This window comes from Streptomyces sp. TG1A-60 (genome assembly GCF_037201975.1).
In the GTDB taxonomy this organism is placed as follows: Bacteria; Actinomycetota; Actinomycetes; order Streptomycetales; family Streptomycetaceae; genus Streptomyces.
Genome location: NZ_CP147520.1, coordinates 1 through 16,203 on the forward strand (window position 1 = coordinate 1; position 16,203 = coordinate 16,203).

Consider the following 16,203-nt stretch of genomic DNA (forward strand, 5'->3'; position numbering starts at 1 on the left):
GGATACCAGCGCTGGCGCGCTGCATAGGGAGCGGCTCCGCTGACGCTCCGCCAGATTCTCGCGCAAGCGCGAGAATCGAATTCCGCTTGCGGAATTCTGAGTGGGCGTTAATTCGCGCAAGCGCGAATTAAGGGAATCCCGCAAGCGGGATTCCTGAGGCTGGCAGTGAGGGGTGGGTGCATCACCCGCAGGACTGTGTAGTGCTTGGGATTCCCAGCTTTCACCCCTGTAATGGATGTGACAGGCCGTCGGCCTGACGGGGTGCCGACCTTGTTGTAGTGACGGGTTCCGCTGCGCTCCACCCTGAACCTCTCCCCCATCGTCTGCCTGTCCTGACATGTTCACCAACGCCCTGTCAACGTACAGGGAAACCGGGTGTTCGTGGGTGAGCTTGAGCACTGTGTCACCCACGGGCGCGAAAGTTGGTGTGCGGGTGATGCATCACGAGTCGTGACTGTGTAGAGTCTGGGATCAGATGCTACACCCCTACCGCCGCGCACCTTGCGCCTGGATTCCATTTGTAATTACGCGCTGCATTCCGCGAAAAGGAGAGCACGGGGACATGGCCGTGAAGCTGCGTGATCACCAGGTCGAGGCCGTTGCCGCCATTGTGCGTGGTCTTGATGTTCCGCCGGGTGGAATTCCCTGGAATGGTCTTCGTGGGCAGGTGCACGCCGCGTGTGGCACGGGGAAGACCATCATGGCTGCCGCGTCGGCGAGGCGACTTGTGCCCAGGGGGCGTGTGCTCGTACTGGTGCCGACGCTGGATCTGCTGGCGCAGACGGTGAGGGCGTGGCACGAGGCCGGGCACAGGGGGCCGGCGGTTGCGGTGTGTTCGCTTCAGGACGATCCGGAGTTGTGGTCGTTGAAGGTGCGCTCCACGACGAACCCGATCCAGTTGGCGCTGTGGCACGGCTCCGGGCCGGTCACCATCTACGCGACGTACGCCAGCCTGGGTGTCCTGGCGGAGGCGTTCGAGGGTGTCTACGGTCAGAAGCTTGATCCAGTAGACCTTGCGGTGGTTGATGAGGCGCACAGGACAAGTGGGTCGATGGGTAAGGCGTGGGCGGACATCCATGACCAGACCGTCATCCCGGCGTACCGGCGGCTGTACCTGACGGCCACACCGCGGATCTGGGAAGAGCGGCTCAACCGCGAGGTTACGGAAGGGGTGCGGGATCCGCTGCCGCGTGAGATGGCGGCTTCCATGGACGACGAGAGGGTCTTCGGGCCCGTCTTCTACAAGCTCTCGCTCGCATCTGCCGTGTCCCGGGGCTTGTTGGCGCGGTACCAGATCATCGTCCTGGAGCTGAAGGACCCGGTCGTCACGCCGGAGCGGCTGATGGGCGAGGAGCGGCACACCGAGGAGGTCCGCGGGCAGCGGCTCGGGGCGCTGCAGGCCGCGTTGCTGCACACGATGGCGCAGCACGACCTGCAGACGTGCATCACCTTCCACCACCGCACCATCGAGGCACAGGCGTACGCCGAGGGCCTGGAGCGCGTCGCTGCCAAACTGCACGCCGACCAGCCCGAGAGGTACCCGGCTCGGATCTGGGCCAACTGGCTGTGCGGCGAGCACGTCCCCGAACGCCGGCGGGAAGTCCTCGGCTCGTTCGGGGCCACGGCGCAGCGGGCCGTGCTCTCCAACTGCCGTGTCCTGGGCGAGGGCGTCGATATTCGAAGCGTGGATTCAGTCGCCCTCCTGGACCCCAAGGGCGCGCCGCACGACATCGTCCAGGCCATCGGCCGGGCACTCCGTCAAAAACCCGGACAAGGCAAACTCGCTTCTCTGATCGTGCCGGTATTTCTCCAGCCGGGCGAGCAGCCGGAGGACATGTTCACCTCGGGGTCGTATCGCCCTTTGGTGAAGGTATTGGAAGGTCTGCGCGCTCACGACGAAGAGGCAATCGAATTGCTTGCGATTCCGCAGGAGCCGCAGAAAGACGTCGCGCAGCCGTCCGTGAACATCGGCGTCGCGCCAGAAGACGGCGCGGAAGAATCCCGGCTTCTGCTCCGTTTCGCCGCCCCCAGGGATCCGGTGATGGTCGCAGACTGGGTCTCCTTCAACGTCATCGACACCGAACGCCAGGACTGGGCCCGCGGCTGGGCGGCACTCAAAAAATTCACCGCCCGCGAGCGGCACGCCCGCGTGCCCTACGGACACCGCGAGGGCGCGACACCGCTTGGACAATGGGTCGCAGAACAACGACGCGCCTACGCAGCCGGGCAGATGACCGGCCAGCGCGCGAGGCGACTCGAGCAGTTGGGCATGGTGTGGTCGCTGGCCGATGAGCGGTTCCAGGAGAACCTGGAAGCCGCCAAGGCCTACTACGACCAGCACTGGACACTGTGCGCGCCCCGGCCCGCGACCATGCTCGACCGGCCGTTGGGGATGTGGCTCGCGAATTTGAGGCGGCCAGGTGCGCTCGACGGACACCCCGAGTGGAAGACGGCGCTGGAGGCCGTGGACGAGGACTGGAACCCGTCGTGGCCAGCGGAGTGGCAACGGCACTACGCCGCACTACGCGAGCTCGTACGCGACGAAGACGGACAGGCCGACGTCCTGCCCGGCCTCACCGTCCACGGCATGGACATCGGGAAATGGCTGGCCCGACAGCGGAAACCGGCAGTCTGGCAGGCCCTGACCGACGGACAGCGCGAACGCCTGGAACGGCTCGGCATCACACCGCTCGCCCCGGAGCCGGAGGAGCCCGCGAGGGCTTCTACGACGTTCGAGCGGGGCGTCGCGGCCCTCGCGCAGTACAGAGCCCGCACCGGCACCGTGACCGTCCCACGCGGGCACACAGAGCGGCTGGAAGACGGAACCGAGGTCCGACTCGGGGTATGGCGCAGCAACATGCGCAGCAGGCGAGACTCGCTGCCCGATACGCGGCGCCAGCTGCTCGCGGACCTCGGTCTGTTCGACTGAGGGATGGCTCAGTGGCTGGTCGACGCGCTGCGTGGCGGGGGGCTGCTGAACGGGACTTCTGATCGCAGAGTTCTGTCTACGTCCCCGCTTCGCTCAGGAAACCGGCTCGGGAACGTCACCCGGCTTGACCGGCACGATCTCGACACGTGTGCAGCCCACAGCTTTGAGTTCGGTGCGGCGACGCTTCGCCGACCGTTTGTCGTACCTGCCGGCCGACGCCTGCGGGGCACCGTCAGGGTCGGTCCACAGCAGACCGTAGTGCTGCATCACGCTCGTCATGGCGATCACACTTCCCCTCCCCCGACGGCCATAAGCACGCTGCGCGAAGTGTCCCGTCTCAGGTAAGTCCGGGCATCATGCGGTGCTGACCTGCGGTGCCCGGACTGGAGTGAGACGGAATTCGGTGGAGTGTCTCACTCAAGTCCGGGCAGGTGGGCCTCGCTCTCGCAGTCCGGGTTGCTGTCCCTGGGCTGTTGCTGAACTCAGGTTTCGGCAGGCGCGGGGTCGAGCGTTGCCGGGTCGAACCCGGCGTCGGCCAGAACAGCGGCGGCCACTCCGCGGCCGACCCGGGCAAGACCGATCAGCAGGTCCTCGCAGTCGATGCGGTCGGACCCCTGCTGCTCGGACCGTGCCTCCGCGATGTCGATGGCCTTGCGGGAGTAGGGAGTCCAGGCGATCCGTTCGGCCGCCTGGGAAGCCCCCATGCTCAGCCGGGTTCCGACGGATTGGTGGACCGTCTCCGGTGAGACGCCGACGGCCTGCAGGAGCCGGGTGGCGCTGTTGTCCTGCGCGGTCAGCCCCCAGAGCAGGTGCTCAGTGCCGATGTAGTTGTTGCGGTGGTGCACCGCCGCCTGTTTGACGTGGACCATCGCCTGCCGGAGGTCGTCGGTCATCGTCTCGGGGCTGTAGCGCTTGTGCGGGGCGTGGAAGCGTTGCTGGACCGCTTGTCGGGTCACGCCCAGGGCGGTGCCGATGTCTGTCCATGAGTTGCCGTGCATCCGGCAGTGCTCGACGTAGTCCTCGACCAGGTCGTCTGCCAGGGCCTGTAGTTGACCCGCGAGTTGGGCGGCGGCCGTGAGCAGGGCGAGCCAGTCGGGCTGTTCTTGTCCGCCAGGGCGGTGTGCGGTGTCGCATCTCCGGTCCACTTCCGCGATGAGATCGTCCAGGTCTGGAAGAGACATGAGGCAAGTACGCCTTGACATTTCAGGATTGTCAAGGCGCACTTGCCTCTTTAGGGGCCGCAGGCACAGCCACAAGACGTACCCGCGAAAGACCGAGGCCCCACCAAGTACCCGTAGATGGCTGAGGCGTCAGCCCACTTGTTCTTCGAGACTTGCCCGGACATCACAGAGACAGGACACGAAGCCCACCGCCGGCAAACTCACCGCACCCGCCGCGCTGGAATGTGCGCAGAAAGGTTAAGGAGTGGGATAAGTTTGTGGTTAAGGACTGCCTGGAGCAAGGGTGCAGGGTCATGCCATCCGAGGAAGAGCTGTTCGCGTCCGTTGACGCTCTGCTGAACGAGGAGCCGCACCTGCCGCCACCGGCGGAGCGTGCCCGGCTGCGTGAGGCCGCCGGCATTACGCAGGCCCGCCTGGCGGCCGCGTTGAAGACCACGACCCAGTCGGTGAAGAACTGGGAGAACGGCCGCAGCGAGCCGAAGTCGCCGCGCCTGGATGCCTACCAGCGGCTGCTGAACGGGTGGGCGGCGAAGTACCCCGCCCCCGGCACAGCTCCGACAGCTCCGGTTGCCGCGACCGTGCCTGCGGCGTCTGCCGAACCGGGTGCGTCCAGGGCGGAGACGGCAGATGCCCCGACCCCGCAGGCTTCCGCCGTTCCGGCTGCGGCGCCGGCACGCCCTGCCGTCCGGCCCGCTGCGCCGTCGCGGCGTCCGGCCACGAAGAGGGCGGCGCTGCCCGCAGCAGACCCGCGCTTCCCGCACGGCCCGCTCGCGGTCCTGGACGGTGACGGCTGCGCGTACGGCACGGGCGGGATCGTGCTGGACTGCCCGGCGACCACCGTTCCGGAGTTGGTGGAGTGGACGCTGCGCGAGTCCGGCCTCGGTGCCGCGAAGCTGAACCGCTACGGCAAGGACTCCGACCCGCTGGTCGTCCTCACCGCCGCAGCCGCCGTGAAGCTCGGACTGCCCGAGCGCCTGGAAGGCCACGAACAGCGCCGCTCTCTGCGCCTTCCCGAGGATCACCCGGTGGTCAAACAGGTGGCGAAGGCGAAGTGGCGGCTCACCCAGCGCGGGTTCGGCCCCTGGGCAAGGATCTACCGCAAGGCCCAGGGACGCGACCGGCAGTGCGTACAGCTCGCCATCCTGTCGTGGGACGCCCTCGATGAGCGGTCCTGGCCCGGCGTGAGCGAGATGGAGCCGGCCGACGTCGCCCGCGTCCTGGGGGTGTACGCGACCCGGGTCATCACGCCGCGCGGATCGACGGCCGTATCGGGGCTGGAGCTGATGACCGCGCTGCGCCCGCCCACCCGCGCGGTGCGCGACGAAGCTACCGGGAACTGGGTGCCCGGCCACAACCCCGGCAGCCTTGGCACCGAGCCGATGGACCCCGCGCCGCCGGAAGCCACCCCCGAACACCCGGTCGTCGTGGACTCCGGCTGGAACGGTGGGTTCCTCAACGAGGAGGCGTACCAGTGGATGCGGCCGGTGGACCTACTGAGCGATGAAGAGTGCACACTGCCGTACGCGGTCGGCCTGGACCTGAACACCGCCTTCCTCGCCGCCGCGGCCCGCCTGGTCGTCGGCCTGTCCGGCCCCGACCACTTCCACGCCCCGACGTTCAACCCGAAGATCCCCGGGAGCTGGCTGGTCGACCTCTCCCACGTCGAGGGGGACCCGCGCCTGCCCTCACCGTTCACCCCGGACGGCACCCGCCCGACAGGACCGGCCTGGTACCAGACGCACACCGTCGCCTACGCCCAGGAACTCGGCCACAACGTGGCTCCCCTGGAGGGGTACCTGCGCCGCGAGACCGGCGCCTACCTGGACCCGTGGCACGACCGGCTCAAGGAGGCGTACGTCGACACCCTCGCCGACCTCGGCGTCACCAAGGATCTGGACGACCACGCCTTCCTCGCCGCGATGGAGCGGCACAAGGACGTCGACCCGGCGATGGCGGCGGTGCTGGCCGCCATCAAGGCCACCGTCAAGGGCGGCATCGGCAAACTGCGCGAGCGCCCCCAGGGCAAGAAGTACCAGGAGGGCGAACGGTGGCCCGCCCTCCAGCGCCCGACCTGGCGCCCCGACATCCGCGCCGCCGTCATCTCCAAAGCCCGCATCAACATGCACCGCAAACTCACCAACATGGCCAAGATGACGGGCCTGTACCCCCTCGCCGTACTCTCCGACTGCGTCGTCTACCCCTCGCCGGGCGACAGCCCGCTCGACTTCCTGCCCTACGCCGCCTCCGGCAAGCCCCAGCCCGGCGGATTCCGCCTCGGCCCCACCCCCGGCCTAGCAAAGCTGGAAGGCGCCCAGTCGATGCTCTGGGCCGTCGACCTCATGGAACAGGGCCACAACCCCGCCCGCCACATCAAGGGCGGCGACGCCGTCCTCGACGAAGGCGAGTAGGCCAGTGCCCGACACCGGATGGACGCACACGACCCGGACCCCGCCGACCGACACCGGCGGCCAGGATCCCACCGTCGAGAAAGGCTGAGCCGTGGCAGAGATCGACGACGCCATCGAACGCGCCGACCGGGAGAACTTCACCCGCCAGCCGCCCAAGACACTCCAGGCGCGCATCAACTTCCTGATCAAGCAGCTCAAGACGACCAAAGCCGTTGCCCAGGAGATCGGGGTCAGCCAGCGGTCGGTGGAGCGATACCGCAAGGGCGAACGCAAGCACCCGCCCAAGGCGATCACGGACCGGATCGACGCCGCCGTACGGCAGCGCTGGCAACCCCAGGTCCGCAAACGCCGACAGAAACAGGCCGCCACCACAACCGGGATCACCGTGGAAACCAGGGCCCGGTTCGGATACACCGCGCCGATCGGCACGACCGACGACGGACGGTTCAGGCGCCTTACCGTGCACCTCCCCCCGACGTACGCACAACGCCTCTTCGACGCCCGCAACACAGGCGCCAGCGACCAGCAGATGCGCGCGATCATCGCCGAAGGATTCAAAGACATCTACTTCCAGGACGGCGGAACCCGCGCCACAGGACTCACCGACATCACCCTCAACGACATCGACTACCTCGACCTCGACTACTAACCCCGACACCGACCCGCAGGCCCGGCACCTGCTCGTTGAGCCGAAGCGGGATAGTTGTCACAAAGGCATGGTTCTTGTCACCGGAAGCGAGCGATGCGGGCGGCCAGGCAGTCGGGGCACAGCCCAGAGTCCTCGCCCGGCCCGGGCGAGTAGTGCTGCTCGCAGCTTTCACACTTCCCCAGGGTGTCGAATCTGGTGCCGCAGGCGAAGCACACCGAGTGTCGGTGGCCCGGGGCGGAGGCTACGGTGGCGAGGTCAACCAAGACCGCATCCTCGCAACACTCGGGACAATGGGTGACTTCGACACCCCATTCGGCATGCGCTAGGCCGCTGTCCGCGGCCGCGAGCTCGGCAGTAGGCCAGGCGTGGTGACAGAACCGGCAGGACAGCGGCCCGCCGCCGGATCCGAGGACCACGGCCCATTGGGCGCACAACGCGCACTGCGCGGTGGCGTCGCGGACCTTCTCCAGCTCGAAGCGGAGCTGGTCGTGGCGCCGCTTGAGGAAAGACTGGATGGTGCTGAGCCGCGCGCGGACGTATGCCAGCTCTTCTTCGACCTTGTCGAGGGGGTATCCGGGCTGCACGGGCAGTTCAGCGTGGATGAAGTCCATGAGGAAGTCGAGGACTTCGGCGGCGCGGGCCTCCACCGCGGGGGCCGGGGCGGTCAGGCCGTAGTGCTGCAGAGAGTTGCGGGACTTGGCCAGCGCCTCCAGAGCCCGGGAGCCCTTTTCGTTGACGTCCACGCCGGCGATGTTGCGCAGTCGGTCGACGGCGGCCTTGGTGGTGCAGCTATCGAAGTCGCCGGCCTCGAACTTTGTGCGGGTGGCGGTGCCGGGATCCTTGAAGACAAGGCTCCAGTGCTCCTGCACCAGACGGGACTTGAGCAGGACCTCTGCGGCGGCCTGGAGATGCAGCACGGCGTACTTCAGGTCCCGCGGGGCCGGCGGGTCGACAACGGTGAGATGGTCGACCACGCTGCGCAGGTAGTCCAGACCGTTCTCCACCGGGGGGAAGTCCACGTGCGCCGCCTCCGCACGGCGCCGTGCGCTCGCCCGGGTGCCGTTCTTCGAGATCTTCCCGGCAGGGGCGGGCGCCGAGTCGGGGGCGGCCTGGAGCGGGGGCACATCACCCGGCTGGTCGTCATGGCTCATGGACGCATTCTGCAGAATTCACGGAGACACGGCCGCACAAGTGCCTGAGCTCCCCGTGCTGCTCAGGCGGTCGACGGTCTCCCAAGCCAATGACAACAACAGTGCTTCCGTTCTGCAAGTGACAAGTAAGCTCGCCGCCCCCGTGACAACCTCGTTGCCCTGCCTTGCAGGAACCGTAGGCCGATGCGGGCCGACGGTAGCAATCATCGCGCTTCGGCATATTTGCGACTGAGCTCTTCAGTTGGTGGCCGATGTGGCGAGCTCTACGCCCAGGCTCGCTCCGCATCGACACAGACGTAGATCAGGCCTCTTGCGCCTTCAGATAGGCGACTGGACCGCCGTCCGGTGTCAGCCGGTTGCGGAGAACGGTGACATCGTCGCCGCCACGCTCGACGGCGAGGCCACCGTCAAGCGCTTCAAGCGTGAGGACGGCCATGTCTGACTCCTCCCGCACAACTCGGCGTACGAGCCGATCCCGGGCGACGACGCGGCGGTACTGCGGCGCGTCTAACAGTGAGCCCTGTGCAACATGAAGTTTGCAGGTCACGGGTGCTGGTGTGAAGGGCGGGCGGGATACTCGTGCTGGGCGTCGGCCGGTGTCCACGGTGAAGATCGTCTGGCGTGCCGGTCTGGGCCGGTTGCCGGGTTCCGCTGCGTCGGCCACCGCGTCGCTCCTACGATCCGTGACTGGTTCCCGCAGCTTGATTACCGGGTTTCGCCGAAGGTCCGTCGGTAGGCGCCGGGTGTGGTGCCGAGGTTCGCCCGGAAGCGGCGGCGCAGGTTGACTGCCGAGGTGAGTCCGACCCGGGTGGCGATGGCTTCGACCGGAAGGTTGGTCTGTTCCAGCAGTACCCGTGCCGCGTCGAGGCGCTGGCCGAGCAGCCACTGTCCCGGGCTGGTGCCGAGCTGTTCGGTGAACCGGCGGGCGAGGGTTCGGCTGGACAGCCCGGCGTGTTCGGCGAGCCGGTCGAGGGTCAGTCGGGTGTCGAGGTGGGAGGTGGCCCACTCCAGCAGTGGCGCCAATGACTCGTCCGCCCTGGCCGGGGCGGGCTGTGTGGCGTACTGGAGTTGGCTGCCCTCCCGGTGTGGCGGCAGCACCATGCTCCGGGCGATCCGGGCGGCGTGTGCCGCGCCGTGGTCGGAGCGTACGAGGTGTAGGCACAGGTCGATGCCTGCGCCGGTTCCGGCGCTGGTCGCCACGTCGCCGTGGTCCACGTAGAGCACGTCCGGGTCTACCTGCACCTCGGGGAAGGTGGTGGCGAGTTGGGTGGTGCGGCGCCAGTGGGTGGTGGCGCGGCGGCCGTCGAGCAGTCCGGCCTGGGCGAGGACGAACGCCCCCGTGCAGATGGCGACGATCCTCGCCCCGCGCTGGTGGGCGGCCCGCAGCGCCTCGGTGACGGTCGGCGGCACAGGTGTGCCGGGCGGCTGCCAACCGGGGACGATCACGGTGTCCGCCTCCTGCAGGGCTGCCAGCCCTGCGTCGACGAGCATCGCGTAGCCGACGGTGGTCTGCAGGGGCCCGGGGCGCTCCGCGCAGATCCGGAAGCTGTAGTGGGCCGGCTCGTCCTGCGGGACGGTGCCGAAGACCTCGGCGGCACAGGCGAGTTCGAAGGGTGACTGGGGCGGGTTGAGCAGGGCTACCACCCGGTGGAGGCTCATGGCAAGAATATATCCATGGGTGTCTTTCTTGACTCTCGGCCGGGGGGCCGGCCCCGGTCACAGTGGTCCCATGAGTGAAACCACTGAGACGAGAGTGTTGAGGACCGCGGTCCAGGTCGACGGCGAGGCGGCCAGCTACCTGACCGTGGAGCAGGACGGCCCGGTCGTGTTGCTGCTGCATGGCACGTATTGGAGCCGTGTCTGGCTTCCGGTGCTGGGCGGCCTCGCGGAGGCGGGGCTGCGGCCCGTTGCGCTCGATCTCCCCGGACTGGGGCGCTCGGGAGGCGAGCTCACCCTGGAGACGGCCACGGTCCCGGCCCTTGCGGATTGGGTGGCGCGATTCGCGTCCGCGCTGAAGGTCTCCGGGCCGATCGCGGTGGCAGGTCATGACATCGGCGGCGCCGTCGCCCAGCATCTCCTCGCCCACGATCGGCTGGAGGTGTCCCGGCTGGCCTTGGCCAACTCGGTCCTCTACGACTCCTGGCCAGTGCCTGGCGTGGCCCGGTTCCGGGACCCGGAGGTCGTCGCGGCGACCACCGCCGATGAATTTCTCGCCGCCCGCCGACAGGCCGTGACAACGGCGCTGGCCGGTGCCGCCACCAAGCAGCGGATCGCTGACTATCTGGATCCGTGGACCGCTCCGCGGGTTCGCCGCTCTTGGATGGCCATGGCGGGCGCGGCCGACAGCCGCTACACCCTTGATCTCGTTCCCGCGCTGCAGCGGTCCACGACGCCCAAGTTGCTGATCTGGGGCGAGGACGACAGCTTCCAGAAGGTGGAGTACGCCGAGCGGTTCGCCTTGGAGATCCCGCACACCACGCTCATACGTATCCCAGAAGCGGGGCACATCCCCACGGAGAACGCCTCCAGCCAGGTCGCCCGCGCGCTCATCGATTTCTTTACGGAGTAGAGGTCTGCCTGTTCTGCATGGCTGACCTCCTGTACGTGACCAGCACATTGGTCGAGGTGTGACTTCGGCGAAGATCGTCGGTCATCGGGATACTTCGCGGTTGGTGAGGACGAGTAGGGCCCTGACCAGGGCGGTCGCCCACCTCGGGTCGGTGCGTACCTTGCCGAGGACGCGCCAGTTTTTCAGGTGGGCGAAGCCGTGCTCGACCGGTGCCCGGACGGCGGCCAGCGCCTTGTTGGACAGTTTCTGCCCGCGCGTGAGCGGCCGGTTCCGGGCGGCTTTGTAGCCGGTGATCACCGCCGGGTCGGCGGCGGGGGCACTGTCGTCGAGTCCGACGAATCCCAGGTCGGCGATGGCTCCGAGGCCGGCCGCCCGCAGCTTGGCGGTGAGCTGGTCGTGGCGGCAGGCGGTGATCTCCGAGGTCCGTCCCGGCCGGGCCGCGGAGACCCAGAGCAGCCGGCCCCGGTCGTCAGTGAGCGCGATCACGAGCAGGCCATGGCATTTGCTTTTGCCGGAGTAGTTCTTCCGGTTCTCCGTGCCGGTGCGCCGCCGGGTGCGGATCAGCGTGCCGTCCAGCAGCACCACCCCGCCACCCTTCCGGGCGATCTTCTTGCACGCCCGGTCCAGGCGCGGGGCGCGGGCGGCCAGCAGGCCGACGACCTCGCGGACCCACCGGGTGACGGTGGTGCGGTGTATGCCGTTGCCGCCGGCCAGGTCGCCCGGCCGCTGGTCACAGCGCAGTACCGCCAGCACGAGGGCGGCGATCTTTCCCGGGGGCAGCGCCCGCCACCGGGAGCCGATCTTCTTCAGGTGGCCGCGTATCAGGTCCGGCGAGCCAGTTCAGGGTGGCACTCGACAGCGGCAGGCGGACCGTGTAGACAAGGCCGTCAGGGCCCTCGGCGGCGTGGTTGTTTTTCTTCACACCAAACTCAACTGCCGCCGGGGGCCTGCCGGTTACGCCCCTTCGGCGCCCGCCTCCCGCGCGGTCAGCGGCGTGCCGTGAACCTTCCGTCGAGTCGTTTGTGCAGCCAGCCGCGGTCGGCGAGCTTGGTCATCTTCGCCCGCAACGGTTCCAGCTTGCCGCGCACCGTCATCTGAAGGCCCAGCTCCTCACCGACGCCCCTGACCTGGACCGGGCCGTCGGCGGCCCGCACGATCGCCAGGATCCTGCGGTAGTCACCGGGCAGGGCGGCCTCGTCGGGAGTCTCGCTGCGGTGCGGGATCAGCAGTACCGCCCGCCCCGCCACCCGGGCGGGAGTCGGGGCAACGGCCGCGGCGGCCTCCGCCGCGGCCCGGTCCTGCTCAGCCAGCCGGTTCAGGACCCGCTCGGCGATCACCAGCTCTTCCCGCTCGGCCTGGACCTCCTGCAGCTGCTTGACCAACTCCTCGGCGAGCGTGTCCAGTTCACTCCGGCGAGCCGTGATCCGTTCCAGCTCCTGCATCGCCACGCCCTCCCACGCTCTCCTGACGTACCGACCCGGTGACGGATCGTAAAAGCAGCACGGCAGTCGGCGCAGCAGAACCCGACAACGCCTCCGGCCGACGAGCCGGACGATCTTCACCATGGACACCGGCTGACGACCAGCGTGAGTATCCCGCCCGCCCTTCACACCAGACCCGCGACCTGCAAACTTCATGTTGCACAGTGCTCAATGGGCCCTGCACCCCGCCCCGCTGGCCGTCTCGCCCGCTCTGCCCTCCGCCCTGCGGCTGACCGCACTCGCCCTGGCCGCCCACAGCACTGCTGAGGCGGGCGGGGCCGAACTCGAGGCCCTCACCCGCCAATGCGGGCAGCCGCCCCAGCAGCTGGAGGACCTCCTCGACCAGCTGGTCCGTGCCCGCCTCGTGACCACCTGGCACCACCATCACGACAGCGACGAGGTCAGGTGGGAGCTGCCCGCGCACTCTCCGCCCAGCGAAGGCGTCACCCAAGAGGCCGGCGGGTAAAGGCGGCACGGTGGCCCGTATACCTGGCCCCGGCCATCCTGCCGCTGCGCGTGCCGGCGGGGCACCTCCTTTGCTTCGCTGCTGTCTCAGCGGTATATCGGCGGCACGAAGTCGAGCCGGGACGCATCTGCGCTGACACGGCTCTACAAGTGGGCGAAGGCCAGTCCCCTCCCGGTGGACGTGGGGCGGCGCGGGGGCAGGGCGGGAGCGCATCAGCAGTCCGGCCGACCGATTCACCGGCCGCGATGTTCTGGCTGACTCCGCGGACCTGGAGGTTGTGGCTGGACCTGGGCCTTCGAGGGCTCGGTCGCGACGGGGCGCCGCTGCCCGGCTGGGACGGACGGACCGCGCTGCGGAACACCTCGTTCGTTGGGCTGACGCTGAGCGCGGGGCTGCGGCGGCAGGAGGCCGACGCGGCCACTCCGGTCCGGGCGCTACTGCCACGGTCAGGTGGCCCGCGCTCTGTCGCGGTCGAAGCGTGACCGGACCTGCTACGCGTCGGTCGAGTCGGTGCGCCAGGTCGGCGCCTACCCGAGTCCGGGCGGGCGTAGCTGTCCAACGCGCCCAGGAGGAAGGCCTCTACGAGAAGCTCAGCACGATTGACCCCTGGTAGCGCCCGGGACCGGGTCGACGGAATGGTGGCGCACCAGCGGCTCCCGGTGTATCTGCACGCTCGTTGAGCGCCGAGTACGCGGAACTGGGGTCAATGCTGGGGCAGGTACCGGGGCGGTCGTCCCCGCCGGTGCGCAAGGCTCGTCATCCGTGACGACTTCGCGCCCGTTGCCGGGCTTCCCAGGAGCGCCTCGTGAGTGACCTCCCCCTCGGTGAGACCGCACGCACGCGGCTGCGTACCCACCTCGCGGCCCAGCGTCAGCGCTACTTGGTCTACCTGGGCGGCTGTCTGCTGTTCTCCAGTGGGGCGGCCGCCTTCATCCACGCCGACCTGGGCACCGACCCCCTCGACGTCTTCGCACTCGGGATCCTCGAACACGCCCCGTTGACCATCGGCATCGTCCAGGCCGCGGTGGCCGTGGTGTGCCTCGTCATATGGGCGGCCTGGAACCGGCGACGGCCCCCGCTATCGCCGTTCTTCACGTTCTTCCTGTGCGGCAGCATGATCGACGTGCTGCGGGCCGCGGAAGCAGCCGGCCACCTGCCGCTCCCGGACGGCGGCATCATGGCCGTCGGCGTCCTGCTATGCACGTACGGGTCCGCGCTGATCATCATGAGTGGCGTCGGGATCCGCGTCATGGACCTGGTGGCCATCTCCATGACGCACCGCTGGCGCTGGCCGTTCTGGGCCGCCAAGGGCAGCCTCGAACTCGTGTTGCTGGGCTGCGGATACGTCCTCGGCGGGCCCGTCGGACTCGGCACGATCTGCTTTCTGGTGTTCGTCGACACCCTGATCCAGCCCTGCATGTCGCTCACGACCCGGCTGTTCTCCCTGCGCAACCACGGACTGGAACAACCCACCCCGGTTCCTGCCTACCGGACCGATCCCGCCTGACCGAGAGGCCTTCCACCATGCTTCTGTCCGACCTGTACATCGCGGGTCTGGGCGCCCGTATCCCCGAGCGCGTCACCACGAAGGAGGCCGTGGCCGCCGGGTGGTACGACGCGGCGGAGGCGGAGGCCCTCAGCTGGGAGTCGGTGGCCGTCGCGGGCGACGTGCCCGCCCCGGACCTGGCGATCGCAGCCGCGCACCAGGCCCTTGAGGTGTCCGGGCACGCCCCCTCCGAGGTCGACATCCTGATGCACGTGTCGTGCAACCACCAGGGCCCCGACCTGTGGTCCCCGCAGCACTACGTCCTGCGTAACACCGTCGGCGGGAGCATCCCCGCCCTGGAGATCCGCCAGGGCTGCAACGGCTTCCTCGCCGCGATGGAACTCGCCGGCACCTACCTGGCGGCGGCCGAGGACCGTACAGCCGCCCTGATCACGTCGGCGGACAACTGGGGGGACCCGCTGGTCGACCGGTGGCGGGCCACCCCCGGCGGCCTGTTCGGCGACGCGGCGACGGCCTGCGTGCTGTCCCGCCGGACCGGCTTCGCACGGCTGGTCAACGTCCGTGCCGTGTCCCTGCCGGAACTGGAGGAGCTGAACCGGGGCGGCGAGCCGCTCTTCCCGCCGGGGTGCACGACGGGCGTCAAGGTCGACCTGCGGGAGCGTGCCGCCACGTACAAGGGCGGTCAGGACCTGGTGAACGCGGGGCAGTTGATGGGCGAGACGCAGCGCGCCCTCATCAAGGAAACCCTTGACGAGGCGGGGCTCGCCCCAGGCGACATCACCCGCGTCGCCCACCAGTTCGTCGGCGACCTGAACGTGCTCCACCGCCTGCTGGAACCATTCGGCGAGGAAGCCGGTGTCACCAAGGGCGTGTGGGACTTCGGGCGTTCGGTCGGGCACACGGGCGCCAACGACCAGACCAGCGGCCTGCACCACCTGGTGTCGACCGGTCAGCTGCGGCGCGGTGACCGGGTGATGCTGCTGGGCGCCGGGGCCGGGATCTCCTTCTCGTGCGCCGTCGTGGAGATGCTGGACGTCCCCTCGTGGGCCGCCGTGCCGGACCGGGCCGCATGACGGTCGACGCACCGGTCCAGCTGGCCAATCTGTGGGCGCTGCGGATGCGGGAGGCCACGGCGCCCGCTCCGCTGCTGCGGCTGATCTGCGTCCCCTACGCGGGTGGTGGCGCCGCCGTCTACCACGGCTGGGCGGACCGCCTGCCGGGCGTGATCGAGCCGTGGGCGGTGCGCATGCCCGGCCGCGACGCCCGGCTGCACGAACCGCTGCGCACGGACCTGGTGGCGACGGCGGGGGAACTGGCCGACGCCCTCGCGCCCCTGCTGACGCAGCCGTACGCCTTCTTCGGGCACAGCCTCGGCGCGCTCCTGGCGTTCGAGACGGTGCGGGCGCTGCGGGAGCGGGGTGCGCCGGAGCCGGCCTTGCTGGCCGTGTCGGCGCGCAATCCCCCGCAGCAGCGCACGTACGGGGGCGGCGTGCACCGGCTGCCGGACGACGAGTATCTCGACGTGCTGGACAGCCGGTACGGGGCCATCCCGCCGCTGCTGCGGGAGGACGCGCAGATGCGGGCGCTCTACCTGCCGATCCTGCGCGCAGACACGACCATGCTGGAGACGTACCGCTATGTGCCGGGGCGGCCGCTTGGGTGCCCCGTCGTTGCCTACGGTGGTGCCGAGGACCCGGAGACGTCGGCGGCGACGCTGGGTGCCTGGGCGGAGGTGACGGGCGCCGGGTGTGCCACGGACGTGCTGCCCGGCGGGCACTTCTTCCTGGGGTCGTCGCGGGAGGAGTTGCTCGGCCTCCTGTCGGCCGAGCTGCTGAGGGCTCTCGTGCCCTGAGGGGACGTCA

13 protein-coding genes and 2 pseudogenes are annotated in these 16,203 nt (G+C 69.1%); 9 read left to right on the forward strand and 6 right to left on the reverse strand.

The features are described 5' to 3' along the window. Positions 1-562 precede the first annotated feature (562 nt). Positions 563-2,929: a Helicase associated domain protein gene (locus WBG99_RS00005; RefSeq protein WP_338894289.1), complete on the forward strand. Its 2,367-nt coding sequence runs from the start codon at positions 563-565 to the stop codon at positions 2,927-2,929. Between the two features lie 93 nt (positions 2,930-3,022). Here the strand turns inward: WBG99_RS00005 and WBG99_RS00010 are convergent, their stop codons facing one another. Further along, on the reverse strand, positions 3,023-3,208 hold the full coding sequence (locus tag WBG99_RS00010; protein WP_266082908.1) for a hypothetical protein: 186 nt from the start codon (positions 3,206-3,208) through the stop codon (positions 3,023-3,025). Positions 3,209-3,411: 203 nt separating this feature from the next. Continuing rightward, complete coding sequence (locus WBG99_RS00015) at positions 3,412-4,110, reverse strand: Clp protease N-terminal domain-containing protein (RefSeq protein ID WP_338894290.1); 699 nt, start codon at positions 4,108-4,110, stop codon at positions 3,412-3,414. A gap of 293 nt (positions 4,111-4,403) precedes the next feature. Between WBG99_RS00015 and WBG99_RS00020 the strand changes: the two genes are divergently transcribed. Then, complete coding sequence (locus WBG99_RS00020; RefSeq protein ID WP_338894291.1) at positions 4,404-6,518, forward strand: helix-turn-helix domain-containing protein; 2,115 nt, start codon at positions 4,404-4,406, stop codon at positions 6,516-6,518. Between the two features lie 91 nt (positions 6,519-6,609). Then, entirely contained in the window at positions 6,610-7,167 is a 558-nt protein-coding gene (locus tag WBG99_RS00025; RefSeq protein ID WP_338894292.1) for an XRE family transcriptional regulator, read from the forward strand. Positions 7,168-7,244: 77 nt separating this feature from the next. Here WBG99_RS00025 and WBG99_RS00030 read toward each other — a convergent pair whose 3' ends face one another. Beyond that, complete coding sequence (locus WBG99_RS00030; RefSeq protein WP_338894293.1) at positions 7,245-8,318, reverse strand: hypothetical protein; 1,074 nt, start codon at positions 8,316-8,318, stop codon at positions 7,245-7,247. A gap of 325 nt (positions 8,319-8,643) precedes the next feature. Here WBG99_RS00030 and WBG99_RS00035 point away from each other — a divergent pair. Beyond that, a pseudogene (locus WBG99_RS00035) lies at positions 8,644-8,757 on the forward strand (S24 family peptidase); the annotation flags it as partial. Positions 8,758-9,023: 266 nt separating this feature from the next. Here the strand turns inward: WBG99_RS00035 and WBG99_RS00040 are convergent. Further along, positions 9,024-9,977: a helix-turn-helix domain-containing protein gene (locus WBG99_RS00040; protein ID WP_338894294.1), complete on the reverse strand. Its 954-nt coding sequence runs from the start codon at positions 9,975-9,977 to the stop codon at positions 9,024-9,026. Positions 9,978-10,047: 70 nt separating this feature from the next. Here WBG99_RS00040 and WBG99_RS00045 point away from each other — a divergent pair, with 70 nt between their 5' ends. Beyond that, entirely contained in the window at positions 10,048-10,887 is an 840-nt protein-coding gene (locus WBG99_RS00045) for an alpha/beta hydrolase (protein ID WP_338894295.1), read from the forward strand. 81 nt (positions 10,888-10,968) lie between these two features. Here the strand turns inward: WBG99_RS00045 and WBG99_RS00050 are convergent. Then, positions 10,969-11,809, reverse strand: a pseudogene (locus WBG99_RS00050) (transposase family protein). A 64-nt stretch (positions 11,810-11,873) separates the two neighbouring features. Further along, positions 11,874-12,329, reverse strand: a complete 456-nt coding sequence (locus tag WBG99_RS00055) for a hypothetical protein (RefSeq protein ID WP_338900153.1) — start codon at positions 12,327-12,329, stop codon at positions 11,874-11,876. Between the two features lie 193 nt (positions 12,330-12,522). Between WBG99_RS00055 and WBG99_RS00060 the strand changes: the two genes are divergently transcribed. The 4 genes from WBG99_RS00060 (at position 12,523) to WBG99_RS00075 (ending at position 16,193) form a co-directional block, all read left to right on the forward strand. After that, the gene (locus WBG99_RS00060; protein WP_338894296.1) at positions 12,523-12,834 is read left to right on the forward strand and encodes a hypothetical protein; all 312 of its coding nucleotides are present in this window, start codon (positions 12,523-12,525) and stop codon (positions 12,832-12,834) included. 805 nt (positions 12,835-13,639) lie between these two features. Further along, positions 13,640-14,341, forward strand: a complete 702-nt coding sequence (locus WBG99_RS00065) for a hypothetical protein (protein WP_338894297.1) — start codon at positions 13,640-13,642, stop codon at positions 14,339-14,341. 17 nt (positions 14,342-14,358) lie between these two features. Further along, positions 14,359-15,414 (forward strand): ketoacyl-ACP synthase III family protein, encoded by a 1,056-nt coding sequence (locus WBG99_RS00070; protein WP_338894298.1) that lies wholly within the window; start codon positions 14,359-14,361, stop codon positions 15,412-15,414. Further along, entirely contained in the window at positions 15,411-16,193 is a 783-nt protein-coding gene (locus WBG99_RS00075) for an alpha/beta fold hydrolase (RefSeq protein ID WP_338894299.1), read from the forward strand. The genes WBG99_RS00070 and WBG99_RS00075 overlap by 4 nt, the downstream gene beginning before the upstream one ends. The last annotated feature ends 10 nt before the right edge of the window (positions 16,194-16,203 follow it).

Coding starts and splice junctions, on each gene's coding strand:
- WBG99_RS00005 (WP_338894289.1), top strand. CDS start 563: ATGGCCGTGAAGCTGCGTGATCACCAGGTCGAGGCCGTTGCCGCCATT.
- WBG99_RS00010 (WP_266082908.1), bottom strand. CDS start 3,208: ATGACGAGCGTGATGCAGCACTACGGTCTGCTGTGGACCGACCCTGAC.
- WBG99_RS00015 (WP_338894290.1), bottom strand. CDS start 4,110: ATGTCTCTTCCAGACCTGGACGATCTCATCGCGGAAGTGGACCGGAGA.
- WBG99_RS00020 (WP_338894291.1), top strand. CDS start 4,404: ATGCCATCCGAGGAAGAGCTGTTCGCGTCCGTTGACGCTCTGCTGAAC.
- WBG99_RS00030 (WP_338894293.1), bottom strand. CDS start 8,318: ATGAGCCATGACGACCAGCCGGGTGATGTGCCCCCGCTCCAGGCCGCC.
- WBG99_RS00040 (WP_338894294.1), bottom strand. CDS start 9,977: ATGAGCCTCCACCGGGTGGTAGCCCTGCTCAACCCGCCCCAGTCACCC.
- WBG99_RS00045 (WP_338894295.1), top strand. CDS start 10,048: ATGAGTGAAACCACTGAGACGAGAGTGTTGAGGACCGCGGTCCAGGTC.
- WBG99_RS00055 (WP_338900153.1), bottom strand. CDS start 12,329: ATGCAGGAGCTGGAACGGATCACGGCTCGCCGGAGTGAACTGGACACG.
- WBG99_RS00060 (WP_338894296.1), top strand. CDS start 12,523: ATGTTGCACAGTGCTCAATGGGCCCTGCACCCCGCCCCGCTGGCCGTC.
- WBG99_RS00070 (WP_338894298.1), top strand. CDS start 14,359: ATGCTTCTGTCCGACCTGTACATCGCGGGTCTGGGCGCCCGTATCCCC.
- WBG99_RS00075 (WP_338894299.1), top strand. CDS start 15,411: ATGACGGTCGACGCACCGGTCCAGCTGGCCAATCTGTGGGCGCTGCGG.